The sequence below is a fragment of the Allobosea sp. Root483D1 genome, from assembly GCF_001429505.1.
In the GTDB taxonomy this organism is placed as follows: domain Bacteria; phylum Pseudomonadota; class Alphaproteobacteria; order Rhizobiales; family Beijerinckiaceae; genus Allobosea.
Genome location: NZ_LMJW01000022.1, coordinates 74,740 through 98,751 on the forward strand (window position 1 = coordinate 74,740; position 24,012 = coordinate 98,751).

Below are 24,012 nucleotides of genomic sequence, written 5' to 3' on the forward strand. Positions count from 1 at the left end.
ATGAGCGTCACGGAACTCTTCGGCAGCACGGAAGCCAAGCCAGCCGCCCCGTCGCAGACGCTGACGATCCGCCGTCCGGACGATTGGCACGTCCATCTGCGCGACGGCGCGATGCTCAAGGCGGTGCTGCCCTTCACCGCGGCCCAGTTCAAGCGCGGCATCATCATGCCGAACCTGGTGCCGCCGGTGACAAGCATCGATGCCGCGAGCGCCTATCGCGAGCGCATCCTGGCGGCGCGGCCGGAGGGCAGCGACTTCATTCCGCTGATGACCTGCTATCTTACGGACTCAACCCAACCCGACGAGATCGAGCGCGGCTTCCGCGAGGGCGTCTGGGCGGCGGCCAAGCTCTACCCGGCCGGCGCCACCACCAATGCCCATCACGGCGTCACCAGCATCTTGAAGCTCGCGCCGGTGCTGGAGCGGATGGAGAAGATCGGCATGCCGGTCCTCGTCCATGGCGAGGCGACCGATCCGGCCGTCGACATCTTCGACCGCGAGGCGGTGTTCATGGAGCAGGAGATGCTGCCGCTCCTGAAGCGGCACCAGGGCCTGAAAGTGGTGGTCGAGCACGTCACCACCGCCGAAACGGTCGACCTGGTGCGCGCCCATGCCGGCCGGGCGGCGGGCACGGTCACGCCGCACCACCTGATCATCAACCGCACCTCGATCTTCCAGGGTGGCCTCCGGCCGCATCTCTATTGCCTGCCGGTCGCCAAGCGCGAGCGGCACCGCCTTGCCTTGCGCAAGGCTGTGACCTCCGGCGACGGCAACTTCTTCATCGGCACCGACACCGCCCCGCATCTGCGCGGCGCCAAGCAGGCCGAATGCTGCTCGGCCGGCGTCTTCGGTGGCGCGACCGCCTTGCAGACCTATGCCCAGGTCTTCGACGAGGAGGGCGCGCTTCCCCATTTCGAGGCCTTCGCCTCGGAGAACGGCGCGCGCTTCTACGGCCTGCCGCTGAACGAAGGCACGATCGCGCTGGAGAAGCGGCCCTGCCGGGTCGCAGCCGTGGTCGCGGTCGGCGAGGAGGACGTCGTCGTCTTCCGCGGCGGCGAGGAATTGCCCTGGGCGCTCGGGGAGGTGAAGGGCTGAACTGCCCGCTCAGCCCGCCGCAGCCGGCTCGATCAGTTTCGCAATGTTGAGCAACTGCAGGTCCCGCCCTGCCACCGCGCTCAACATCATCCCGCCGGAGAGCCCACCACCGAGCGGCATCGGTAGCGAGATCGAGCACAGGTCGAACAGGTTGCCGAAGGCGGGATTGCGCAGGATCAGGCGGTTGGCCGTGAAGAAGGCCTCGTCGTCGGCCTCCATCGCGGCGATCATCGGCGCCTCGATCGGCACGGTCGGCGCGAGGAAGCCGTCGAGCCCGTCGAGCTGGGCGGCGAGCCTTGCGACCAGCGCCCGGCGCTTCTCCATGGCGATGATGTAGTCGGCGGCCTTGCAGGGCACGCCGATGGCGATGCGCGCCGCGACGCGCCGATCGTACGCGTCGGCCCTGCTGGCCATCAGCTCGCGATGCACCGCCGCGGCCTCGACCGTGACGATCGGCACCGGGCCGATCGCGAACATCTCCTTGTAGAGCGCGTCGAAGTCGACCGGCTCGACCGCGATGCCGAGCCGCGTCACCCGCTCGATCGCCGCCTCATAGGCCTTGGCGACGGACGGGTCGGCCTCGGCCAGGAAGGCACCGCCCGCCACGCCGAGTCGGACCCGGCCGGCGGAGATGCCGTCCGTAAGCGCGAAAGGCCTGTCGGCCAGCACCGAGAGCAGGCGCGCGCAGCCGGCGACGTCCTTGGCCAGCGGGCCGATCGAATCGAGGCTCGGCGCCAGCGGAAAGCAGCCCTCGGCGGGTACGGTGTTGTGCGTCGGTTTCATCCCGGTGATGCCGTTGAAGGCGGCGGGGATGCGGCAGGAGCCACCAGTATCGGTGCCGACGGTCAGCTCCGACGAGCCTTCCGCCACCGAGACCGCCGCGCCGGAAGAGGAGCCGCCGGGGATGCGCGCCTTGTCAAGGGCGCTGCCCGGCGTGCCGAAGGTGGCGTTGAGGCCGATGCCGGAGAAAGCGAACTCGGTCATGTTGGTCTTGCCGATGATCACCGCGCCGGCCCGGCGCAGCCGCGCGACCGAGGGCGCGTCCTGAGTCGCCGGAGCAGCGCCCTTCAGCGCGCTGGAACCGGCCCAGGTCGTCACCCCCTTTACGTCGAGCAGGTCCTTGACCGAGACGATCGTGCCGTCGATCGGGCTGAGTTGCAGCCCGGCCTCGCGCCGGCGGTCGGCAGCGTCGGCCTCGGCACGGGCCGTGTCGAGCAGGAGCCTGGTGAACACCGGAGCGCCGTCACCGATGCGGGCGAGGGTAGCTTCGAGCTTGTCGCGGACGCTGCGGGACATCGGGCAGACCTGGCTTGAGAGGGGACGGCGCACGGCGCTCGCCGGCCCTTCTGGTTAGCGCATTCCGCCTTTGAAGAAACCCCGCGCCCGGCTCATGGCGCCGTGCTGCGGGTAGCGGATGGAACGAGTCGGCGCTGGATCGTCTCATCCCTGGCAAAGAGCTCGGCCAGCCAGTCGACGAAGACGCGGACCTTGTTCGAGAGGTGTCGGTTCGGTGGGTAGATGAGGTGCAGCGGCCGTGGCGCCAGGCTCCAATCGGGCAGGATCGGGACCAGCCGGCCGTCGGCGAGGTGCTCGTGCGCCATGAACAGCGGGATCTGCATGAGGCCGAGGCCGGCGAGCCCGGCCGCGAGATAGCCGGCGCCCTCGTTGACCGAGACGATATAGGAACAGCTGATCTCGATCGTCTCCTTTGAGCCCGTAAAGTTGAAGGGCAGGATGCGGTTCACGCCGGTGGAGCGGTAGCCGATCGCGAGATGGCCGGCCTCCAGATCGCGCGGATGCTGCGGCGTGCCGTATTGCGCGAGGTAGCCGGGCGTCGCGCAGGCGATCAGCTGCATCTCGCCGATGCGGCGGGCGATCAGGTTCTGGTCCTGGATCGCGCCGGCGCGCAAAGCGAGGTCGAGATTCTCGCCGATCAGGTCGGCCGGGCGGTCCGACAGGCCCATGTCGATCTGGATATCAGGATAGCGCGCATGGAAGCGCGGCAGGGCCGGCAGGATGACATCGGTCGCGAACGGCAGGCTGACATCCATGCGCAGGCGCCCGCTCGGCCGGGCTTGCGACGAGGTCATGCTCTGGTCGAGCTCGTCGATCTCGCTGAGCACACGCAGCGCTCGTTCGTAATAGGCAGCGCCGTCCATGGTCACGGTGACCCGCCGCGTCGTGCGGTTGAGCAGTTGCGCGTGCAGATGGGCTTCGAGCTGCTGGATCAGCTTGGTCACCGTCGGTTTCGGCAGGTCGAGCAATTGCGCCGCGCGGGTGAAGGTGCCGACTTCGACGACGCGCACGAAGGCGCGCATGGCGGTGAGCTGGTCCACGGTTCGAGCCTCGATTGCCCTGCTGATTGTTTCTATGCGGAAACAATGTAGGAGCATTTCGGTGGTTTATTAGCGCATTAGCATCATCTAAATCAGGTTGCATCGCAACACCAGCAAGGCGAACCGTCATGCTCGCTCCGCTCCTTCCCGAAAGCCGCTATCGCCGCGCCGTCTTCTGGCGCGAGCAGAGCGTTGCGGCCGGGCGCGAGAAGCTGAGCGGCCGGCTCTATGCGCCGGCGGCCGTGCCCGATGATGCCGGCCTCGTCTTCCATCTGCATGGCGGCCACTTCAACAGCGGCTCCCTTGCCTCTGGCGAAGCTGTCGCGACCACTTTGGCCGAGGCCGGCGCGATCGTGATCTCGCTGCCTTACCCGCTTGCGCCGGAGCATCGTTTCCCGCAGGCGCTGGAGACAGCCTATGCTGCGCTCGAGCGGATCGGGCGCGACAAGGCGCGCTGGGTCGGCAAGCAGGCGCCGCTCTATGTGGCGGGCGAGGAGGCCGGCGGCAACCTCGCCGCGGCGCTCGCCATGATGGCGCGCGACCGGCATGGCCCGGCACTCGCCGGCCAGATCCTGTTCTCGCCGATGCTCGATGCCTGCCTCGGCACCTATTCCTTCCGCGAGGCCGAGGCCGGCGCTTGCGGATGCCCCTGGGCCGATGGCTGGCAGGACTATCTCGGTTCGCCCGACAAGGCGGCGCACCCCTATGCGGCCCCGGTCAACGCCACCAGGCTCTCGGGCCTCGCTCCGGCGCTGATCGTCACCGCCGAGGACGATCTGCTGCGCGACGAGAGCATCAACTATGGCAAGCGACTGAACGCAGCCGGGGTCGATGCCACCGTTCGCATCATTTCCGGGCCGAGCCGCTGGCCGGTCGCCTTCGCCGAAGGGCCTTGCGACGGCTCCTGTCTCTGTACGGCCTGCCAGCATGTCAGTGAGTTTCTCACCGTGACCGCGCCTCAACCGCACTAGGCGCGCTCACCACAGCTTTCGAATTTCCATCCCTGGAAAGGAATGACCCATGATTCTGGGAACGATCCGTCACGCCCTGTTGGGCACCGTACTTTTCGCCGGCGTCTCGTTCGCGGCCCTCGCCGTTGCCGTCAATGGCTCGGGCAAGGCGCAGGGCGATACCGCCTCCGCCGCTGTGGCGCCGACCCCGGTTTCGGTGGCGCTGGTCGAGCAGCGCGCGCTGGTCAGCTGGGCCGAATTCTCCGGCCGGCTCGAGGCGATCGAGCGCGTCGAGATCCGCTCGCGCGTCTCCGGCGTGGTCGAGCAGGTGCACTTCTCGCAAGGCGCACTGGTCAAGCAGGGCGACCTGCTGGTCAGCATCGATCAGGCGCCCTACCAGGCCGAGTTCGAGCGGGCCCAGGCGCAGTTGCTCGCCGCCGAGGCGCGCGTTGCGCTCGCCGCGGGCGAGCATGAGCGCGGCCAGAAGCTGATGTCGACGCAGAACGTCTCGCAGCGCGATCTCGACACCAGGCTGAATGCGCTGCGAGAGGCGCAGGCGAACGAACGTGCGATCCGCGCCGCGCTGCAGTCGGCACGGCTGAACCTGGACTATACCCAGATCCGCGCCCCGATCGGCGGCCGCATCGGCCGGCTCGAGGTCACGGTCGGCAACCTTGTCGCTGCCGGCGCCAATGCGCCGCTGCTGACCACTCTGGTCTCGGTCGATCCGGTCTATGCCGGTTTCAACGCCGACGAAGGCTCGCTGCTCAAGGCGCTGGCGACGCTGCCGGTCGAGCCTGGCAAGCCGCGCGACCTGAGGCGCATCCCGGTGCAGATGACCACGGCGACGAACGAGACGGCTCCGGTCTCCGGCCATCTCAACTTCGTCGACAACGGCATCGACGCCGCGACCGGTACCGTCCGCGTCCGCGCGATCTTCGACAACCCCGACGGCGCGCTGATGCCCGGCCAGTTCGTGCGCCTGCGCATGGGCCAGGCGAAGTCCGAGCCGGCGCTCGTCATCAACGAGCGGGCGGTAGGCACCGACCAGAACAAGAAGTTCGTCTTCGTCGTCGGCAAGGATCACAAGGCGGTCTGGCGCGAGGTCACGCTCGGTACTGCCGCCGAGGGCCTACGCATCGTCACCAGCGGGCTGGAGGCCGGCGAGCAGATCGTCGTCAACGGCCTGCAGCGCATCCGCCCGGGCGCCACCGTCGCGCCCGAGCAGGTGCCGATGGCCGAGCGCTCCGAGCTGAAGAAGCCCAAGACCGAGCTCGCGCAGCGCTAAAGCGCGCGAGCCTTTCCCAGTTCTATCGCCCCGCCGGCCGCTTCGGGACCGGCGGGGCCGCCGCCTTGAAGGGGCACCCCATGAACCTCTCGAAGTTCTTCATCGACCGGCCGATCTTTGCCGGCGTCCTCTCCGTCCTGATCTTCCTCGCCGGCCTGCTGGCGCTGCGGGCCCTGCCGATCTCGGAATATCCCGAGGTCGTGCCGCCGACGGTGGTGGTGCGCGCGCAATATCCCGGCGCCAATCCGCGGGTCATCGCCGAGACCGTCGCTACCCCGATCGAGGAGCAGATCAACGGCGTCGAGGGCATGCTCTACATGTCGAGCCAGGCGACGACCGACGGCGTGATGACGCTGAACGTCACCTTCAAGCTCGGCACCGACCCGGACAAGGCCCAGCAGCTGGTCCAGAACCGGGTCAGCCAGGCCGAGCCCCGCCTGCCGGAAGAGGTGCGCCGCCTCGGCGTCACCACCATCAAGAGCTCGCCGGACCTGACGATGGTGGTGCACATCACCTCGCCGAACGGCCGCTACGACATGACCTATCTGCGCAACTACGCCGTCCTCAACGTCAAGGACCGGCTGGCGCGCATCGACGGTGTCGGCCAGGTCCAGCTCTTTGGCTCGGGCGACTATTCGATGCGCGTCTGGCTCGACCCGCAGAAGGTCGCCGAGCACGCCCTCTCGCCCTCCGACATCGTCCGCGAGATCCGCGCCCAGAACGTCCAGGCCGCGGCCGGCGTGATCGGCGCCTCGCCGAGCGGGCCGGGGCTCGATCTGCAGCTCTCCGTCAATGCGCAGGGCCGCCTCGCCAGCGAGGAGGAGTTCGGCGAGATCATTGTCAAGACTGCCCCGAGCGGCGCGGTCGTGCGCCTCAAGGACGTCTCCCGCATCGAGCTCGGCGCGGCCGAATACGCCCTGCGCTCGCTGCTCAACGGCAAGTCGGCCGTCGCCGTGCCGGTCTTCCAGGCGCCGAACTCGAATGCCATCGCCATTGCCGACCGCGTCCAGGAGACGATGCGCGAGATCAAGCAGAACATGCCTGAGGGCGTGGACTATTCGATCGTCTACGACACCACCCAGTTCGTGCGCGCCTCGATCAAGGCGGTGATCACCACGCTGCTCGAGGCGATCGCGCTGGTCGTGCTCGTCGTCATCGTCTTCCTGCAGACCTGGCGCGCCTCGATCATCCCGCTCGTCGCCGTGCCGATCTCGGTCGTCGGCACCTTCGCGGTGATGTATCTGCTCGGCTTCTCGATCAACGCGCTCTCGCTGTTCGGCCTCGTGCTGGCGATCGGCATCGTCGTCGACGACGCCATCGTCGTGGTCGAGAACGTCGAGCGCAACATCGAGAACGGCCTGTCGCCACGCGAAGCCACCTACAAGGCGATGCGCGAGGTCTCCGGCCCGATCATCGCGATCGCGCTCGTCCTCGTCGCGGTCTTCGTGCCGCTCGCCTTCATCTCCGGCCTGACCGGCCAGTTCTACCGCCAGTTCGCGCTCACCATCGCGATCTCGACGGTGATCTCGGCGATCAACTCGCTGACCCTGTCGCCGGCGCTCGCCGCATTGCTGCTGCGTGGCCATGACGCGCCCAAGGACGCGCTGACCCGCGGCATGGACTTCCTGTTCGGCTGGTTCTTCCGCGGCTTCAACCGCTTCTTCAACCGCTCCTCCGAGGCCTATGGCAGCGGCGTCACTCGCATCCTCGGCCGCAAGACGGTGATGCTCGTGGTCTATGCCGGCCTCGTCGGCCTGACCGTCGTGCTCTTCCAGAAGGTGCCGTCAGGCTTCGTGCCGGGCCAGGACAAGCAGTACCTCGTCGGCTTTGCCCAGCTTCCCGACGCGGCGACGCTCGACCGCACCGAGGACGTCATCCGCAAGATGGACGCGATCGCCCTGAAGCACCCCGGCGTCGAGAACGCGATCTCGTTCCCGGGCCTGTCGATCAACGGCTTCACCAACTCGTCCAATGCCGGCATCGTCTTCGTGGCCTTAAAGCCGTTCGATCAGCGCAAGACGCCCGAGCTCTCCGGCAACGCCATCGCCATGCAGCTCAACAAGGAGTTCGCCGGCGTCAAGGAGGCGTTCATCGCGATGTTCCCGCCGCCGCCCGTCCAGGGCCTCGGCACCATCGGCGGCTTCAAGCTGCAGATCGAGGACCGCGCCGGCCTCGGCTACAAGGCGCTCGACGAGGCGACCAAGGCCTTCATGGCCAAGGCCGCGGCGGCGCCCGAGCTCGCCGGCATGTTCTCGAGCTTCCAGGTCAACGTGCCGCAGCTCTATGCCGACATCGACCGCACCAAGGCGCGCCAGCTCGGCGTCCCCGTCACCGATGTCTTCGAGACGCTGCAGATCTATCTCGGCTCGTCCTATGTGAACGATTTCAACAAGTTCGGCCGCACCTACACCGTGCGCGTCCAGGCCGATGCGCCCTACCGCGCCTATCAGGAGGACATCGGCAAGCTCAAGGTCCGCTCGAACTCCGGCGAGATGGTGCCGCTCTCGGCCGTGCTCAACGTGCGCACCGATTCCGGCCCCGAACGGGCGATGCGCTATAACGGCTTCCTCAGCGCCGACATCAATGCCGGCCCGGCCCCGGGCTTCTCCTCGGGCCAGGCGCAGGACGCGGTCGAGCGCATCGCGGCGCAGACCCTGCCCAAGGGCTTCGCCTTCGAATGGACCGAGCTGACCTATCAGGAGATCCTCGCCGGCAACTCCGCCATGCTCGTCTTCCCGGTCGCGATCCTGCTCGTCTTCCTGGTGCTGGCGGCGCAGTATGAGAGCCTGACCCTGCCGGTCGCGATCCTGCTGATCATCCCGATGGGCCTGATGGCGGCGATGGCCGGCGTCTGGTGGAGCGGTGGCGACAACAACGTCTTCACCCAGATCGGCCTTGTCGTTCTGGTCGGACTATCGGCCAAGAACGCCATCCTGATCGTCGAATTCGCGCGCGAGCTCGAATTCGAGGGCCGGACGCCGGTCGAGGCCGCGATCGAGGCCAGCCGCCTGCGCCTGCGGCCGATCCTGATGACCTCGCTCGCCTTCGTCATGGGCGTGGTGCCCCTCGTGCTCTCGACCGGGGCGGGCGCCGAGATGCGCCAGGCCATGGGCATCGCGGTCTTCGCCGGCATGATCGGCGTCACCGCCTTCGGCATCTTCCTGACGCCGGTCTTCTACGTGCTGATGCGTAAGCTCTCGGGCAACAAGCCGCTCAGGCAGCATGGGGTGGAGGGGAAGGGAGAGCTTGCCGAGGCGGCGTGAAGACTGGTCAGCGAGGTTGTGCCGGGCACTGCGGTTTGGTCGCCCTGACGCAGCTTAGCGCCCCGCCATAGTCACTTCATGGCGGGGCTATCTCGCTTTTGGCGTCCTGCTCTAGGTTACCAGCGGTCGTTCCGCCGATAATAGCCATGACGCGGCGGCGGGCCATGGGGGCGGCCATAGCCGGGATGGCCGTAGCCATAGCTATTGCCGCGCCTGCGGTCGTGCCAGCGCTGCTGGCGCGTCGCATCCTGCATCATCATCAGACGACGACGCTTGGCGTCGGTCATCGTGAAGGCAGCGGGCAGCTCGTCGAGCTTTGCGGCAAGGCTCGCCGGGACGGCTTCGCCTGCCTCGGCGCCGGACGTGAGTGCCGGGGTAAGCAGCGCGGCGCCGAGCATGACGGCGGCTGCGATGGACAATCGCTTCATAGGGGTCTCCAGTTTTCGGGTTGGGTTGCTTCGAAGAGCGATGTCGTTAGGCGCGCCCGACCTCGAGCCCGGTCCAGCAGGCTGCGAAGGCCCACATATCGGCGGCCTCGGCGATGACCTTGCCGAGCGGCTTGCCGGCGCCGTGGCCGGCGCGGGTCTCGACGAGCAGCAGGCGCGGCTTGCTGCCGATCTCGGCGGCCTGGATCGCGGCGGCGTATTTGAAGCTGTGGCCGGGCACGACGCGGTCGTCGGCATCGGCGGTGGTGACGAGGATGGCGGGGTAGGGCTTGCCGGCGGCGATGTTGTGATAGGGCGAGAGGCGCAGGAGGTTCTCGAACGCCGCCTCGTCCTGCGGATCGCCGAAATCGTATTTCCAGAAGGTGCCGCCGGTGAAAAGGTGGAAACGCAGCAGGTCCATCACGCCGATACCGGGCAGGGCCGCCGCGAACAGCTCCGGGCGCTGGTTCGTCACCGCGCCGACGAGCAGGCCGCCATTGGATTCACCCTGGATGGCGATGCCGTCCAGGCAGGCGATGCCCTGGTCGCGCAGGAACTCGGCCGCCGCAATGAAATCGTCATAGGAGTTCTGCTTGTTGGCGAGGCGGCCGGCATCGTGCCAGGCCCGGCCATATTCGCCGCCGCCGCGGATATTGGCGATCGCCAGCGTGCCGCCTTGCGCGACCCAGGCCAGCTGCGTCGGCGCGTAATAGGGCGTCAGACTGATGGAAAACCCGCCGTAGCCGTAGAGCAGCGTCGGCGCAGGTGCCTGCACGCCCTTGCGGCGGATGACGAAGATCGGAACCTTTGTGCCGTCCTTCGAGGCGTAGACGTGCTGGTCGACCGCGATCTCGCCGAGGTCGAAATCGATCGCGGGCTCTGCCCAGACGGTGCGCTTCCCGGTCGAAACTGCGTAGCGATAGATCGTCAGCGGCGCATTGAAGCTGGTGTAAGCGAGGAAGGCCTCGTCATCCGCGAGCGTGCCGCGAATGCCGGCGCTGCCGATCCCGGGAAGCTCGACGATGCCGTCCGGCGTTCCGTCGAGCTGGTGGCGCCGCAGCTCAGTGCTGGCGTCGACCAGATAGGACAGGATCAGGCGGCCGCCGACGAGCCAGCTATGCTCTAAGGCGGAATCGGCCTCGCCGATGATCTCGCGCGGTTGCGGTGCGGCCTCGGCGAGATCGAAGGTCACGATCCTGCGGCGCGGCGCGCCCTCGCTGGTGACGACGAAGAGCGTCGTGCCGTCATTGCCGAAGGCCGACCATTCGGCGCTAAAATCCGCACCGGCCACGGTTCGGACCGTCCAGTCGGCGGTCGTCAGGTCGACCACGCTGACCATGGTCATCGACGCTCCGGGCGTGGAGTGGATGATCAGATAGCGCCCATCATCGGTTACGCCGGCCAGGTGCAGCAGGTCGGGGCGATCAAGCGTCGCGTGGACCAGCCGGTCTTGTGCCTGCCCCGTTCCCAACTGGTGGAAGTAGATGGCGTGATTGGCGACATTTGCCTGCGCCTCCGTCCCCGGCTCGGGCTCCGGATAGCGCGAGTAGAAGAAGCCCGAGCCGTCCTTCGCCCAGGCAATATTGCCGAAGCGCACCCATTTGATCTCGTCGGTCAGGGTTTCGCCGGTGGCGACGTCGAGTACCTTGATCTCGCGCCAGTCGATGCCGCCGCGCTGCACGCCATAGGCGACATGGGCGCCGTCATCCGAGGCGTCCCATTCGGCGATGGCGTCGGCGCTGTCCTCCGACCATTCGTTCGGATCGAGCAGCAGCCGGTCGGGCCCGTCGACGCCCTCTCTGACATGCAGCGTCGCCTGGTTCTTGAGGCCCTGCCGCATGGTGTGGAAGTAGCGGTTACCGCGCTTCAGCGGCACGCCGGACTGCTCACAGTCGAACAGCGTCGAGATCTGCCGGCGAAACACCTCCCGAGCTGGCAGGCCGTCGAGGTGGCCGCGCGCCAGAGCGGTCTGCTCCTGCACCCACCGGGCCACCTCGCCATCGCGGCGGGGATCGTTCTCCAGCCAGCGATAGGGGTCGGCGATCTCGTGCCCGAACCGGCTCTCGCTCACGTCGACGCGGCGCGTCTGCGGATAGGTGAGAGGCATAGTTGTCTCGCTGGGGCTCATGTGCGGTCACCTCGTCGGCGATTATGGTCAGGAAGCGATATCAGTATATGTCACTTAGTGACATATAAAATGTCTGTAAGTGGCGTAATTATGACGACTTGAATGACTCTGGTTTCGGGAGCACATGAAGAGGATGAGCAGGAGCCTTGCCCGAGAGAACACCCGGCTGGAGCTGTCCAGGCATGCGGCGCGGCTGTTCCTCGAACGAGGCGTCTCGGACACCAGCGGCGATGACATCGCCGCTGCGGCGGGCGTCGCGACGCGCACGGTCTGGCGGCACTTTCGCTCCAAGGAGAGCGCGGTCGAGCCGCTCTTCGCGCATTCCTCGCTGCGATTCGCCGCGATCCTGCGGCGCTGGCCTCGGGATGTCGCGATCGAGGACCTGTTCCATTCGACTCTCGGCCCCGACAAGATGGCGCCGCAGGATCTCGCCGACGACATCCTTGTCGTAAGACTCTTGGCCAGGCTTCCGGAGGAGCCGGCGCTGCGAGCCGCTTGGCTGATGTCCTGTCACATCGGCGAAGAGCAGCTGATCGAGCTCATCGCCGAGCGCCTCGATCGCCCACAGGGTGACTTCGACGTCCGCCTCTGCGCTGCGACCGTGATGGCGGCGATCCGGATCGTCGACGAAACCGTCAGCCTGGCCGCGGTGAAATACGGGTTGAAGACGACCACGGCGGAGGTGAACGAGCATCTCGCGCAGGCCATCCGCAAGGCCAGCACCCTGCCGTTCTGCGATCCGGTAACTCCACGAATCTGGCCTGACGGCAAGCTCATGCCCGCCTCAGTTTAATCGGCGACGGGCTCTGTCACGCACCCTTTACCCAAGGCCGCACCACCCTGTTCCGCGAAAGTGCTCCGCCTGCTCTCCATGCGCTTCTTGATCTCGGCGCAAGCAATGGTGCGCGGAGGGCCGACCCGGAAGCCATGAAGGCACATCGCGTCGTCGGATAGCCCGCCGGCACCGAAGCCCTTCATTGCCCGATCTTCGACCGCAACGCGTCGCGCTTTCGTGCATGGCGGGGCTCTGGTCGTCCGCGCAACAACGGCACATCGCCTCGGCCATGGCCCGGTAACACCGGGCGGTCACGCGGAGGGAAGGGGACCTGCCGGTCCTGTGCGGGATGATGCGGATGCTCGGGCGCGAATTCGACATCGATGACGCGGAGGGAATGTGAGGCTGCGCTGCCTCTTCGGCGACGACGATGATGCCTGAGCGCGGCGGGAGGGCAGGTCCTTGACCGGCATCGCAGCGAGACAGGCCCCGCAGGGCGGCCCACCGCAAACGAGGGCAGTGCCGGTCGGCGTTTTCGGTCTAGGCTGAGGCCATGGCCCCCTTGCGAGGGGCAGGGCGGCCGGCCGACAGCCTAAAGGAGTGCTCGCGATGGAACTGCGCTGCGTCGATTGCGCAAAAACCTATCCGCCGGTGCTGCTCTATCGCTGCAAGGCCTGCGGCGGCATCCTGGAGATGGTCGGCGACGATGAGACGCCGCGCGTCTCTCTCGGCGAGAGCGTCACCCCGCTGCTGCGAGCCCGCCGGATCGAGGCTTCGCTGCCGGGGTTCTCGGGCGAGATCTGGCTGAAGGACGAGACCCGCAACCCCTCCGGCTCGTTCAAGGATCGCCTCGTTGCTGCCGCCATGGGCCGGGCGCTTTCGCTTGGGATCGAGAAGGTCGTCTGCGCCTCCTCCGGCAATGCCGGGGCCGCGACCGCCGCCTATTCGGCGCGCGCCGGCATCCCTGCCGTGATCATCGTGCCGGCCCATACCCCGCTGGGGAAGGTCACGCAGATTGCGGCCTATGGCGCGATCCTGCTCCTGGTCGAAGGCCATTACAGCAGGTCCTACGATCTCGCGCTGGCCCTTGCCGAGCGGCACGGTTTTGCCAACCTGACCACCACCTTCATCAACCCCTATGCCGTCGCCGGCCTCACCGCCGTCGGCACCGAGCTGGTCGCGCAGCTCGGTGGCGCGCCGAGCCATGTGCTGGTGCCGACCGGCAGCGGCCCGCTGGTCAAGGGCGTCTGGCAGGGCATCGCCGATGCCGGCGCGACGACCCGGTTGATCGCCGTGCAGGCAGAGGGCTGCGCGCCGATCGTGCAGGCCTTCGAGACCGGGGCTGAGGACGTCACCGCCTGGGGCATGCCGCAGACCATCGCATCCGGCATCAGCGACCCGCTGATCGGCTATGAGCGCGACGGCACCTACACGCTGAAGCTCGTCCGCCAGAGCGGCGGCCGGGCGATCGCGGTCGGCGATGGCGAATTGCGTGAGGCGATGCGGCTGCTCGCCCGCAGCGAAGGCGTCTATGCCGAGCCGACCGGCGCGAGCCCGATCGCGGCGCTGCCGCGCCTGCTGGCGCAAGGCGCGCTGCCGCCCGGCTCGCGCGTCGTCTGCATGGTCACCGGCCACGGCTTCAAGGACGGCAAGGTCTACCAGGAGATGCCGGTGCGGACCCACAAGGTCGATGATCCCGCCGATATCGCAGCGGTCGCCGGGCTCTGCGAGGCTGCCCTGCAGGCGGCATGAAGGTTGCACGAAGGTTGCCGGATGTTCCCTAGAGTCAGGATGCATAATTCGGCTTTGCAGCTGGCATTTTTCTTGCCACGTTCATGAGGCTGCGGGCCGAAGTCTGCAGGGAACGTGGATCAAAAGAGGGGAGTTCGTGATGGGCATTCATGACGACGGAACTTTGGACGGCGCCACTCCCCCGAAAGACGAGGCGGCCCTGATGCTGGAGCGCCGCAGCCTGTTCGGCCTCGGGCTTGCCGGGGCTGCGATCGGCGCGGCGGCGACCGGCCTGCTCACTCCGGCTTTGGCCCAGGCCCAGACGGCGGCCAGGAGCAAGCTCCATGCGGTCAAGGAGCGCGGCAAGCTGATCGTCGGGACAGGCAGCACCAACCCGCCCTGGCACTTCCAGGACGCCAGCGGCAAGCTCGTCGGCATGGATATCGACCTCGCCCGGCTCCTGGCGAAAGGCCTGTTCGACGACTACGAGAAGGTCGAGTTCGTGCTGCAGGGCTCCGACGCCCGCATCCCCAGCCTGATCACCGACAAGGTCGACATCGTCGTGCAATGGATGACGGTGACGCCCGGCCGCGCCCAGCAGGTCGATTTCACCTTCCCCTATTACCGCGAGGGCGTCGGCCTGCTGATGCTGGCCCGGGGTGGCAAGTTCAAGAACTATGAGGAACTGAAGGCGGCCGGCAAGGAGGTCTCGGTCGGCGGCATGCAGAACGTCTTCCTCGAGGAATGGATCCACAAGGCCCTGCCGGGGGCCAAGGTCGACGCCTTCGACAGCCCGGACGCGGCGATGCAGGCGCTGAATGCCCGCCGCATCGACGCCTCGATGCAGGACCAGTCGGCCATGCGCTGGCTGATGCAGCAGGCACCCGGCCGCTTCGTCGATTCCGGCTTCGGCTGGATGCCGAACTCCTATGCCTCGGCGGTCAAGCCGGGCGACCCGATCTGGCTGAACTGGGTCAACACGGTCTACAAGGAGGCGATGATGGGCGTCGATTTCGACTATTTCGCCGCCTCCTACAAGAAGTGGTTCGGCATCGACCTGCCGATCCCCAAGGTCGGCTTCCCGCAGGAATTCGCCTGATCCCGCATTCGCCTGATCGCAACGTGGCGATGGCGGGCCGGACGTCCGGCCCGCCGCTTTCGGGAACCTCGCGACCGACATGATCGACTATCATTTCGACTGGTCCGTCATCGCGCGGAACTGGGACAAGCTGACCGACTCGCTCCTGCTCGGGCTCTGGCTGGCGGTGATCTCGCTGGCGATCGGCTGCATCATCGGCATCCTCACCGCCTATGCCCGGCTTTCGGGCAAGAAATGGCTCTCGATCCCGGTCTGGGCCTATGTCGAGTTCATCCGCTGCACGCCGCTGCTGCTGCTGATCTTCTTCCTGTATTTCGGCCTGCCCGAATTCGACGTGAACTTCCTGAACAAGACCGAAAGCTTCGTGCTCTCGCTCTCGCTCTATGCCGGCGCCTACATGTCCGAGGTCTTTCGCGCCGGGCTCTCCTCGATCCCGAAGCAATATGTCGAGGCGGCCAAGGCGATCGGCCTGCGGCCCTGGCAGCGTCAGGTCTATGTCGTGCTGCCGGTGATGTTCCGGATCACCCTGCCGGCGGTCAGCAACAACCTGATCTCACTGTTCAAGGATACCTCGCTGGCGGCCGCGATCGCCGTGCCGGAGCTCACCTTCACCGCCCGGCAGATCAACGCCAACACCTTCCGGGTCATGGAGGTCTGGCTCACAGCGAGCGCGCTCTATCTCGCCACCGCCTATCTCATCGCCATCCTGCTGCGCATGGTCGAGCGCCGCTACGCCTCGATCCGCTAGGGGGCACGCGATGGATTTCTCGATGGCTCCCGGCACCTTCCTGTTCGAGGCCTGGCAGGCCCGCGCCTCGCTGCTCTCGGGTCTCGGCGTGACCCTGCTCAGCTCGGCGCTGAGCATTGTCATGGCGACCTTCTGCGGCATCCTGATGGGGGTCGCGCTGTCCTATGGCTGGTGGTGGCTGAAGCTGCTGTCCCGGCTCTATGTCGACCTGATGCGCGGCATCCCGGTGCTCGTGCTGATCCTGTTCACCTATTACGGGCTCGCCTTGTTCGGCGTGAACGTCGCCGCCTTCTGGGCCGGCGTCATCGCGCTCGGCGCCTTCGCCACTGCCCATGTCGCCGAGAACTTCCGCGGCGCGGTCGAATCCGTGCCCGCCGGACAGATGGAGGCGGCCAAGGCGATCGGCCTCACCTTTGGCAAGCGCCTGTACTACGTGATCCTGCCGCAGGCCTTCCGGCGCATGCTGCCGCCCTGGGTCAATACCGGGCTTGAAATCGTCAAGGGTACGACGCTGCTCTCGATCATCGGCGTCGTCGAATTGCTGCTCTCGGCCCAGCAGCAGATGGCGCGCAACTACATGATCGTCGAGTTCTACCTGCTGACGATGGTGCTCTACCTCATCATCAACTTCGCGCTGGCGCAGCTCGGTGCACTGCTCGAACGCAAGACTTCCTATCTGCGCTACTGAATGGGATGCCACTGCCGATGACCGAGCCAGCCCTGCTACAGGCCACCGATGTCCGCAAGCATTTCGGCGAGATCGAAGTGCTGAAGGGCATCGACCTCACCGTCAAACAGGGGCAGGTGGTCTCGCTGATCGGCGCCTCGGGCTCCGGCAAGACCACTTTTCTGCGCTGCGTCAATCTGCTGGAGGAGCATGATGGCGGCGAGATCCTGCTCGACGGCGACCCGGTCGGCTATCGAACGGTGGGTGGCACTCGCAAACGCCTGAGCGAGACGAAGATCTCGGCCCAGCGAGCCCGCATCGGCATGGTCTTCCAGCAGTTCAACCTGTTCCCGCATCTGACAGCCGGCCAGAACGTCATGCTCGGGCTGACCAAGGTGCAGGGCAAGAGCGCCGCCGAGGCCAGGGAGATCGCCGACCACTGGCTCGGCCGCGTCGGTCTCGGCGAGCGCCGAGACCACTATCCCTACCAGCTCTCGGGCGGCCAGCAGCAGCGGGTCGCGATCGCGCGCGCCGTCGCGATGCAGCCACGTCTGCTGCTCTTCGACGAGGTTACATCGGCGCTCGACCCCGAGCTGGTAGCCGAGGTGCTCGGCGTGATGCAGGCGCTTGCCGAATCCGGCATGACCATGCTGCTGGTCAGCCACGAGATGCTCTTCGTCCGCGAGGTCTCGCACCACGTTCTGTTCCTCGACCAGGGCCGGGTCGCGCAGGAGGGCAGCCCCTCTGAGGTCTTCGACAATCCCGAAAGCGAGCGCGTGCGCAGCTTCCTCGGGCGCTTTCACGGCATCTTCAGCCGTTGATCCAGTTTGCCTGAAATGGTGGCGCAGGCTTGGCTCAGCACATTGTTGGCTTCACCCAAGGCCATGCCACCTCCTGTTCCGCGAACGCGCGGCGCCTGCTCTCCTTGCGCTTCTTGATCTCTGCGCGGGTGATGTGCGCAGGCGCCCGGCCCGTCGATAAGGCGTAGCGTTCGGCCCAGGAGTCGATGAAGCGCAGCCGCGTGTCGTTGGGACCCCGCCGGCACGGAGGTCCTGCATCGCCCGATCTGCGTCTGCAACGCGTCGCGCCTTCGTGCATGGCGGGGCTCTCGTCGTTCACGCTACAACGGCGCATCGCCTCGGCCATGGCCCTGTAACGCCGGGTGCTCGCGCGGAGGGAGAGGGGACCAGCCGGTCTCGAGCGGGATGATGCGGATGCTTGGGCGCGAATTCGACATCGATGACGCGGAGGGAATGCGAGGCTGCGCTGGCTCTCCGGCGATGGCGGTGATGCCTGAGCGCGGCGGGAGGGCAGGTCGTTGACAGGCATCGCATCGAGACAGGCCCGCGCAAGGGCCATCGCGGCAGGCGCCCTGGTCGCCGGCGCGCTTGCCTGCGCCGCGCCCTCGGCCGCCTCGGCGCGCGAGATGCGCCTTCGATACGACGTCACGGTGCTGGGCGGGGTTTCGCTGGGCGAGATCGAGGTGACGACGATGCTCGACCGCGCCGGCTATCGCATCGAGATTCGCACGCGCCCCTACCGGGCGGCTCAGCTGGTCGGGGCGGCGGAGCAATCCGGCCGGGTCGAAGGCCGCTGGGGCCGCAGTGGCCCCGAGCCGCGGCTCTATGCTGCGAACGGCTCATGGCGCGGCCGGGCCTATGTCAGCGAGCTGCACTATCAGCGCGGATTGCCGACCATCCGGCGGCAGGAGCCGTCGAACGAGGATCGCGAGGCCGTGCCGCCCGAACTGATCCGCGGCACGATCGACGCGCTCTCCGGCGTCGCCGGGATGCTCAGGAAGGTGGCCGAGACTGAAGCCTGCGACGGCTCGACGGCGATCTATGACGGCCGCCGCCGCTCGGTCGCGGTCATGACCTCGTCGGCGAAGCTGCAGGTGAGCGACCAGGGGCACTTGAACGGTCGCGCGCTGCGCTGCGGCTTCACCGTCCGGACGATCGCCGGCTTCAGGCATGACGATGATCGCGAGGCGGCGATGCGGCCCTTGAAAGGCTCGGTCCTGATCGCGCTGCGCGAGGGCGGCGAGTTTCCGCTGCCCTTGCGCTTCGAGGTCGAAACGCGCTGGTTCGGCACGGTTGCGGTCCAGCTCGCCGGACCGCCGGTCGACGTCGATCGGTAGCTTGCGGTCGGTCGGGCAGGGTCCCAGCGGGGACTTCTACAGGCTCGAGCGAAACTCGCTGGGCGTGCGGCCGGTCGCCTTTTGGAAGGCGCGCGCGAAATTGGCGGGAGAGGAATACCCCATCTCTGCCGAAACACGGGTGATCGAGCCATTCATGTGCCGGAGCAGCTCGGTTGCCCTTTGAATCCGTGCCGCGTTCGTCAAGCTGCGGAAATCGGTGCCGATCCGATCCAGCTCACGCTGCAGCGTTCGGACGCTTGTACCCAATGGCCGCGCAACATGGTCGATCGACACGCTGCCGGTGAGGACCTGAGCCCGAATCTGCTCCATGACGATGTCGAGCAGGCCCCGTGGCGCGCCGCCAGGCCGGTCCCGCGCCACGTCCTCGATGGTGACGATCGGCCATGAGGCGCAGCGCGACGCGGCCGATAAATGACGGCGTTCGACGACGATGGTCACCGCAGGCGCGTTGAACATGACCGGGCACTGGAACAGATCTTCGAACAGGCCGGTCTGGCGTGGCCGGTTGATATCGAGTTCGACGCGCAGCGGGCGCCAGTCAAAAGGCAGGTGGGCCCGGACGACGCTCAGCAGGACGCCGGCAGCCGCACCCGCGATCATGTCGTAGCCAGCATGGCCAGCCAAGGCAAAGACATAGCTATATCGCGCCTCGTCGCCGACGATCGCGACCGACATCCGGTCAGCCGTGCTGTGGTAGCAAAGGGCCGTTATGCTCCGCTGGATGGATTGGCCGAGGGTCTCGCCCCCCAAGACGTAGCGCCCGAAGCTGCCGTAGTTGGCGGCATTCATCATCGGGGCGATCAGGAGCCCGAGATTGGGCTCGCCCGCCGCCCTTGCGGCGGCATTGACGAAGCCGATCACCGCGGCGTGCGGGATGAAGCAATTGCGGCCCTCGGTCAGTTCGAGATCGAAGCCGGCCGCGCGGTTCGCCCGCAGGAGCGCCCTTTCCCCGACTTCCTGCCGCATGAATGCGGGCAGGCCGTGCAGGATATGGCTGGAGATGACTGGAATCTCAGCCACGCGCTGGACGCTCCGGAATGCCGCAAGGTTGGCGCAAAATGAGTGGTTCCGACGCCCGATTGCTGCTTTGTCGCACAGTATAAGCGCTTCGGGCAAACGGGAAATCCGGTTTTGGTCGTCGAATCAGCTTTAATATAATTGACGTAAACTCGCGCTTTGACCGTATGAAACGTGACGAAATTGACTAATATGCTGTCTGTATTTGCAATTATGGGCGCATCTTGAGCGTCATATGTCGCAGCGTTCGTTTCTGGAAGCGTAAATAGTCTTAGACCGTCGTTTGAGCGCACTTGAATAGCGCCGAGAAACACAAGGAAGCCGTTCAAATGCTTACGAAACGCGATCTGCTTGCGTCCGCAGCGATGGCTGCACTCGCCGCCACGACGGCGAAGGCCAACCCGGTCTCCCCCCCGGTCATCGAGCAGGACGATGCCGCATGGCCCAGCTTGTTGGAGGCCAAGGACATCGCTGAGGAAGGCTTCATCTACGGCTTGCCGCTGGTGATGTATTATGCGGTGATGCAGGAGTTCGCCGTCGACAGGAACTCGGGGCAGTTCAAGGCGCCGTTCAACGAAATCAACAATCAGCACAAGGTCTCGACCCCGGCGGACACGGCAGTCATCACGCCGAACAGCGATACGCCTTACTCGATGACCTGGCTGGATTTGCGGGCCGAGCCGATGGTCATCTCGGTGCCGGCAATCGCAAAGGACCGCTATTACTCGGTCCAGCTCATCGACGGCAACACCTACAATTTCGGCTATATCGGCACGCGCGCCACGGGGGCCGAGCCTGGCGACTATCTGGTGGTTGGCCCCGGCTGGACAGGTGGAACGCCGACCGGGATCAAGCAGGTCTTCCGCTCGACGACGCCGTTCTCGCTCGCGCTGATCCGCACCCAGCTCTTCAACCCCGGCGACATGCCGAACGTCGAGAAGATCCAGGCCGGCTACANCGCCGCGCCGACAATCGCGTTCGTTCCCGCCAGCACGGCGGGGATCAGGCATAACTTCTTCGAGTATCTCGACGCGGCCCTGCAATTCGTCCCCGAAACGCCAAGGGACAAGGCGGTTCGCGCGAAGCTTGCGAAGATCGGCATCGGCCCCGGCAAGACCTTCGCGTTCAAGGATCTGTCGCTCGAACACAAGGCCGAAATATTGGTGGCCATGAAACAGGGCAATGGCAAGGTCGACAAATGGCTGGCCGGTGGAAACAAGAACATCAATGGCTGGAATGTCGGCTCGTTCTTCGGTGACGAGGCCTTCTACAACGGTGATTGGGTGATGCGGGCAGGCGCCGCCAAGGGCGGTCTCCTCGGCAACGACGCCGTGGAAGCCATGTACCCCTATACCCGAACCGACGCGACCGGTGAGCCGCTCGACGGCAGCAAGCACAAATACACCATCACCTTCGCATCCGGCCAGTTGCCGCCGGTGAACGCGTTCTGGTCCGTGACGATGTATGACGGCAAGAGCCAGTTCCTGGTCAAGAATCCGATCAATCGCTACCTGATCAACTCTCCGATGGTGCCGGCGATGAAGAAGGACGTGGATGGCTCGCTGACGCTGTATATTCAGAAAGACAGCCCTGGAGCCGACAAGGAAGCGAACTGGCTTCCGGCGCCGGATGACAAGATCTATCTCGTGATGCGCCTCTATTGGCCGAAGCCCACGGCGCCGTCGATCCTGCCGGCAGGCGCCGGGACATGGCAGCCGCCCGGTGTGAAACGGGTCTCATAGAAGACGAAAGCTTCGTCCGCCTCTCTGTCGCCAGGCTCCTTGCGATAACGCTGCCAATTCCCGTGCTGCCGGCAGCTTGCGCTGCCGGCCGGGGATGCGGCGCGCGATCTCGCCAAGCCGGCCCGGATGCCGGCGGCCGATCGATCAACCTGCCATTCCGGCCCAAAAGCTACGCTTCTTACGATTCAATACAGGAGATCATCATGTCCAGAATTCTTGCCGCCATGGCGGTGTCGATCGTCTGCGCCGCCTCGTCTCCGGCGACGGCCCAGGTTCCGCTCACGAGCTATGTCGATGCCAACGGCTTCATCGATGTCCAGGCCCTGACCTGTGCACAGCTGGCCGGGACCTTTCAGGAGGACGCCGATCTCCTCTCCGCCTGGTATAGCGGCTGGTATAACGGCCTCGCCAAGAAGCATTTCCTCGATCTGAAGAAGGGCAAGGTCGTCGAGCACGAGGTCATCGTCTACTGCAAGGCCAATCCCGGGAAGAAGGTCATCGAGGCGCTTGCCGTCGTTTTCAAGGATGAGCGCGCCAAACTGGGAATCCACATGAAATGAGCGCGAGCGGCTTGGCCGGCACGGCCAGGCTCCTGCGCCTTTTTTGATCGGCTCAGCATGCCGCGAGATCGCGGTTGCGAGCGACTATCGGATGAGGGCCCATGCATCGTCGAGTGCTTCTTTCTGCTGCGGCTGTCTGCAGCCTCGGCGCCGTCTCGCTCGCTCGCGCCGAAGAACCGAGCGCCGGAGATCTTGCGAAGGCTGCCCAGAATCCCATCGCCAGCATGATCAGCCTGCCGGTTCAGAATAACCTGAATTTCGGCGTCGGCCCCTATTCGCGCGTGCAGGACGTCCTGAATATTCAGCCGGTCATCCCGATCTCGTTGAACGAAGACTGGAATCTGATCACGCGCTGGATCGTGCCCGTCATCTCGCAGCCGGCGCTGTCGATCGGAGGGGAGCGCGAATTCGGCCTGGGCAATGTGAACCCGAGCTTTTTCTTTTCCCCCAAGCAGCCGACGGGAGGCCTCATCTGGGGCGTCGGGCCGACGGTCCTGCTTCCGACCTCGACCGACAAGGTTTTCGGCAAGGCCGTTTGGGGAGCCGGCCCCGGAGCGGTTGCGTTGACGATCTCGGGGCCCTGGGTGATCGGCGGGCTGGTCAATCACATCTGGTCCTTCGACGAGAGCCGCACGGTCAGCCTGACGACGATCCAGCCCTTCGTGAACTACAACTTCCATGGCGGCTGGTATCTGACCACGTCTCCGGTGATCACCGCGAATTGGAAGGCGAAGTCGAGCGATCGCTGGACCTTGCCGATCGGCGGTGGCTTTGGCCGTGTCTTCAAGATCGGCGAGCAGGCCGTGAACATGCAGCTCGCCGCATATTACAATGCCGTCACGCCGAGTGGTGGTTCGTCCTGGCAAGTAAGGACGCAAGTTCAGTTCCTGTTTCCGAAATAGGGTTCGTCTGACGAACTCCATAGAAGAAATGGCCCTGTATTAACTTGCAGGCCAGTTCAGGCAGCAATTCTGTCGCTCAAGAAGGGGTGTATTCGAGATGTCTACTTCCACTACAGGCATTGGTATCGGGATTGCGTTTGCAATGTTCTCGATCGCCGCGCAGGCTGCCGACCTGCCGTCGCGGAGGATCGAACCTGCCGCTCCCTTGCCGCCTGCGTTCACATGGACAGGTTTTTATATCGGTACCCAGGTCGGCTGGGCGCAGACCAGGACCGAGTTGACGGCCGGCGCCGCGATTGCCGGTCGGGCCGCTGTCGCGTCTTTGCCCAGCCTGGACAAGAACGGCGTCGCGGCCGGCCTGATGGTGGGCTACAACTACCAGATCGGGCGGCTTGTCGTCGGTGGCGAGATCGACGGCTCAGCCCTCATCACCGGAAAGCAGCGACATACCGCACTGACCGGTGACTTCATCACCGCCCATACCAATTGGGTGGGTTCGGCCAGGCTGCGTGTCGGCTATGCCTTCGACCGGCTCATGATCTATGCAACCGGCGGACTTGCATTGGCCGCGCCCAAGTCGACGGTGACGGGTACGGGTTACTCCTACGGCGCAGGCGATAGCACTCGCTTGGGCTGGACACTCGGTGTCGGCGCCGAATACGCTATCACGAACAACTGGATCGCTGGTCTGGAATATCGGTACTCCCAGTTCCAGGAGGATACCTACACCTATCCGGTTGGCGTCGGCGGGCTCGGTATTGTCGGTTTCAAGCAGCAGTTGAGCACCAATCAGGTCGTTGGACGGCTGCTTTACAAGTTCTGACCCTCTCGGACAGGCTGCATGCAGCTTGTCCGAGATCCATCTCACCTCTCGGTTCCGAAAGGGACGACGACATGAAATTCTCAATCTTCGGCTTCGGAATCCTGGCCTTGGCGGCGACCTTCTCGCCGACCGAGGCCAGCGCCGTCGTTTGCGCGCGCGGGGTCGTGCGGGCTGGTTGCGCGGGACCTAATGGTGCGGTGGTGGTGCGTCGCCCGGTGGCTCCGCGTGCCGTGGTTGTCGCGCCCGTGCGGCGCGGCTGCACTGTCGTCAACGGCAGGCGCGTGTGTCGCTGAGGTCGCGCCGGT

General features: G+C 66.0%; 21 protein-coding genes and 1 pseudogene. 17 read left to right on the forward strand and 5 right to left on the reverse strand.

The window, feature by feature from the left end:
• A complete protein-coding gene (gene pyrC, locus ASE66_RS23185; RefSeq protein WP_057192134.1) occupies nt 1–1,095 on the forward strand; it encodes a dihydroorotase in 1,095 nt (364 codons plus the stop codon).
• A 9-nt stretch (nt 1,096–1,104) separates the two neighbouring features.
• On the opposite strand, the gene ASE66_RS23190 is transcribed toward pyrC, so the two are convergent.
• Both ASE66_RS23190 and ASE66_RS23195 read right to left on the reverse strand, forming a co-directional pair.
• A complete protein-coding gene (locus ASE66_RS23190; RefSeq protein WP_057192135.1) occupies nt 1,105–2,391 on the reverse strand; it encodes an amidase in 1,287 nt (428 codons plus the stop codon).
• 92 nt (nt 2,392–2,483) lie between these two features.
• The gene (locus ASE66_RS23195) at nt 2,484–3,431 is read right to left on the reverse strand and encodes a LysR family transcriptional regulator (RefSeq protein ID WP_057192136.1); all 948 of its coding nucleotides are present in this window, start codon (nt 3,429–3,431) and stop codon (nt 2,484–2,486) included.
• A gap of 128 nt (nt 3,432–3,559) precedes the next feature.
• On the opposite strand from ASE66_RS23195, the gene ASE66_RS23200 reads away from it, so the two are divergent.
• The 3 genes from ASE66_RS23200 (at nt 3,560) to ASE66_RS23210 (ending at nt 8,932) form a co-directional block, all read left to right on the forward strand.
• Nucleotides 3,560–4,402, forward strand: a complete 843-nt coding sequence (locus ASE66_RS23200; RefSeq protein ID WP_057192137.1) for an alpha/beta hydrolase fold domain-containing protein — start codon at nt 3,560–3,562, stop codon at nt 4,400–4,402.
• A gap of 49 nt (nt 4,403–4,451) precedes the next feature.
• Nucleotides 4,452–5,669 (forward strand): efflux RND transporter periplasmic adaptor subunit, encoded by a 1,218-nt coding sequence (locus ASE66_RS23205; RefSeq protein WP_057192138.1) that lies wholly within the window; start codon nt 4,452–4,454, stop codon nt 5,667–5,669.
• Nucleotides 5,670–5,749: 80 nt separating this feature from the next.
• Nucleotides 5,750–8,932: an efflux RND transporter permease subunit gene (locus ASE66_RS23210; RefSeq protein WP_057192139.1), complete on the forward strand. Its 3,183-nt coding sequence runs from the start codon at nt 5,750–5,752 to the stop codon at nt 8,930–8,932.
• A 116-nt stretch (nt 8,933–9,048) separates the two neighbouring features.
• Here ASE66_RS23210 and ASE66_RS23215 read toward each other — a convergent pair whose 3' ends face one another.
• Both ASE66_RS23215 and ASE66_RS23220 read right to left on the reverse strand, forming a co-directional pair.
• Nucleotides 9,049–9,360, reverse strand: coding sequence for a hypothetical protein (locus tag ASE66_RS23215; protein ID WP_057192140.1), 312 nt, complete (start codon nt 9,358–9,360; stop codon nt 9,049–9,051).
• A gap of 46 nt (nt 9,361–9,406) precedes the next feature.
• On the reverse strand, nt 9,407–11,464 hold the full coding sequence (locus ASE66_RS23220) for a prolyl oligopeptidase family serine peptidase (RefSeq protein ID WP_057192141.1): 2,058 nt from the start codon (nt 11,462–11,464) through the stop codon (nt 9,407–9,409).
• A gap of 154 nt (nt 11,465–11,618) precedes the next feature.
• On the opposite strand from ASE66_RS23220, the gene ASE66_RS23225 reads away from it, so the two are divergent.
• The 7 genes from ASE66_RS23225 to ASE66_RS23260 all read left to right on the forward strand — a co-directional run bounded on the left by ASE66_RS23225 (nt 11,619) and on the right by ASE66_RS23260 (nt 18,642).
• Nucleotides 11,619–12,278, forward strand: a complete 660-nt coding sequence (locus ASE66_RS23225; protein WP_162262528.1) for a TetR/AcrR family transcriptional regulator — start codon at nt 11,619–11,621, stop codon at nt 12,276–12,278.
• Between the two features lie 591 nt (nt 12,279–12,869).
• Nucleotides 12,870–14,012, forward strand: a complete 1,143-nt coding sequence (gene thrC, locus ASE66_RS23235; RefSeq protein ID WP_057192144.1) for a threonine synthase — start codon at nt 12,870–12,872, stop codon at nt 14,010–14,012.
• A gap of 202 nt (nt 14,013–14,214) precedes the next feature.
• A complete protein-coding gene (locus ASE66_RS23240; protein ID WP_057192145.1) occupies nt 14,215–15,090 on the forward strand; it encodes a transporter substrate-binding domain-containing protein in 876 nt (291 codons plus the stop codon).
• 82 nt (nt 15,091–15,172) lie between these two features.
• On the forward strand, nt 15,173–15,838 hold the full coding sequence (locus ASE66_RS23245; RefSeq protein WP_057193297.1) for an amino acid ABC transporter permease: 666 nt from the start codon (nt 15,173–15,175) through the stop codon (nt 15,836–15,838).
• Nucleotides 15,839–15,848: 10 nt separating this feature from the next.
• Nucleotides 15,849–16,526: an amino acid ABC transporter permease gene (locus tag ASE66_RS23250; RefSeq protein ID WP_057192146.1), complete on the forward strand. Its 678-nt coding sequence runs from the start codon at nt 15,849–15,851 to the stop codon at nt 16,524–16,526.
• A gap of 17 nt (nt 16,527–16,543) precedes the next feature.
• On the forward strand, nt 16,544–17,326 hold the full coding sequence (locus ASE66_RS23255; protein ID WP_057193299.1) for an amino acid ABC transporter ATP-binding protein: 783 nt from the start codon (nt 16,544–16,546) through the stop codon (nt 17,324–17,326).
• 497 nt (nt 17,327–17,823) lie between these two features.
• The gene (locus ASE66_RS23260; protein WP_057192147.1) at nt 17,824–18,642 is read left to right on the forward strand and encodes a DUF3108 domain-containing protein; all 819 of its coding nucleotides are present in this window, start codon (nt 17,824–17,826) and stop codon (nt 18,640–18,642) included.
• Between the two features lie 36 nt (nt 18,643–18,678).
• Here ASE66_RS23260 and ASE66_RS23265 read toward each other — a convergent pair whose 3' ends face one another.
• Nucleotides 18,679–19,683, reverse strand: coding sequence for an AraC family transcriptional regulator (locus ASE66_RS23265; protein ID WP_057192148.1), 1,005 nt, complete (start codon nt 19,681–19,683; stop codon nt 18,679–18,681).
• Between the two features lie 326 nt (nt 19,684–20,009).
• Between ASE66_RS23265 and ASE66_RS33380 the strand changes: the two genes are divergently transcribed.
• The 6 genes and pseudogenes from ASE66_RS33380 to ASE66_RS33390 form a co-directional block, all read left to right on the forward strand.
• Nucleotides 20,010–20,637: DUF1254 domain-containing protein (locus ASE66_RS33380; RefSeq protein WP_244495039.1), on the forward strand; the 628-nt coding region annotated here is incomplete at its 3' end.
• Between the two features lies 1 nt (nt 20,638).
• Nucleotides 20,639–21,422 (forward strand): annotated as a pseudogene (locus tag ASE66_RS33385) (DUF1254 domain-containing protein); the annotation flags it as partial.
• 203 nt (nt 21,423–21,625) lie between these two features.
• Nucleotides 21,626–21,982 carry an HdeA/HdeB family chaperone gene (locus ASE66_RS23275; RefSeq protein WP_057192150.1) on the forward strand — a complete coding sequence of 119 codons (357 nt, stop codon included), beginning with the start codon at nt 21,626–21,628 and terminating at the stop codon, nt 21,980–21,982.
• A 101-nt stretch (nt 21,983–22,083) separates the two neighbouring features.
• Nucleotides 22,084–22,884 carry a hypothetical protein gene (locus ASE66_RS23280; protein ID WP_057192151.1) on the forward strand — a complete coding sequence of 267 codons (801 nt, stop codon included), beginning with the start codon at nt 22,084–22,086 and terminating at the stop codon, nt 22,882–22,884.
• 142 nt (nt 22,885–23,026) lie between these two features.
• Complete coding sequence (locus ASE66_RS23285; protein ID WP_057192152.1) at nt 23,027–23,707, forward strand: outer membrane protein; 681 nt, start codon at nt 23,027–23,029, stop codon at nt 23,705–23,707.
• A gap of 71 nt (nt 23,708–23,778) precedes the next feature.
• A complete protein-coding gene (locus ASE66_RS33390; protein ID WP_082613681.1) occupies nt 23,779–24,000 on the forward strand; it encodes a hypothetical protein in 222 nt (73 codons plus the stop codon).
• The last annotated feature ends 12 nt before the right edge of the window (nt 24,001–24,012 follow it).

Excerpts from the sequence above, each read along its gene's own strand:
- ASE66_RS23280 (WP_057192151.1), top strand. The coding sequence starts at position 22,084 with ATGCATCGTCGAGTGCTTCTTTCTGCTGCGGCTGTCTGCAGCCTCGGC.
- ASE66_RS23275 (WP_057192150.1), top strand. The coding sequence starts at position 21,626 with ATGTCCAGAATTCTTGCCGCCATGGCGGTGTCGATCGTCTGCGCCGCC.
- ASE66_RS23250 (WP_057192146.1), top strand. The coding sequence starts at position 15,849 with ATGGATTTCTCGATGGCTCCCGGCACCTTCCTGTTCGAGGCCTGGCAG.
- ASE66_RS23200 (WP_057192137.1), top strand. The coding sequence starts at position 3,560 with ATGCTCGCTCCGCTCCTTCCCGAAAGCCGCTATCGCCGCGCCGTCTTC.
- ASE66_RS23215 (WP_057192140.1), bottom strand. The coding sequence starts at position 9,360 with ATGAAGCGATTGTCCATCGCAGCCGCCGTCATGCTCGGCGCCGCGCTG.
- ASE66_RS23255 (WP_057193299.1), top strand. The coding sequence starts at position 16,544 with ATGACCGAGCCAGCCCTGCTACAGGCCACCGATGTCCGCAAGCATTTC.
- ASE66_RS23225 (WP_162262528.1), top strand. The coding sequence starts at position 11,619 with ATGAGCAGGAGCCTTGCCCGAGAGAACACCCGGCTGGAGCTGTCCAGG.
- ASE66_RS23190 (WP_057192135.1), bottom strand. The coding sequence starts at position 2,391 with ATGTCCCGCAGCGTCCGCGACAAGCTCGAAGCTACCCTCGCCCGCATC.
- thrC (WP_057192144.1), top strand. The coding sequence starts at position 12,870 with ATGGAACTGCGCTGCGTCGATTGCGCAAAAACCTATCCGCCGGTGCTG.
- ASE66_RS23220 (WP_057192141.1), bottom strand. The coding sequence starts at position 11,464 with ATGCCTCTCACCTATCCGCAGACGCGCCGCGTCGACGTGAGCGAGAGC.
- ASE66_RS23210 (WP_057192139.1), top strand. The coding sequence starts at position 5,750 with ATGAACCTCTCGAAGTTCTTCATCGACCGGCCGATCTTTGCCGGCGTC.
- ASE66_RS23285 (WP_057192152.1), top strand. The coding sequence starts at position 23,027 with ATGTTCTCGATCGCCGCGCAGGCTGCCGACCTGCCGTCGCGGAGGATC.
- ASE66_RS23240 (WP_057192145.1), top strand. The coding sequence starts at position 14,215 with ATGCTGGAGCGCCGCAGCCTGTTCGGCCTCGGGCTTGCCGGGGCTGCG.
- ASE66_RS33390 (WP_082613681.1), top strand. The coding sequence starts at position 23,779 with ATGAAATTCTCAATCTTCGGCTTCGGAATCCTGGCCTTGGCGGCGACC.
- pyrC (WP_057192134.1), top strand. The coding sequence starts at position 1 with ATGAGCGTCACGGAACTCTTCGGCAGCACGGAAGCCAAGCCAGCCGCC.
- ASE66_RS23205 (WP_057192138.1), top strand. The coding sequence starts at position 4,452 with ATGATTCTGGGAACGATCCGTCACGCCCTGTTGGGCACCGTACTTTTC.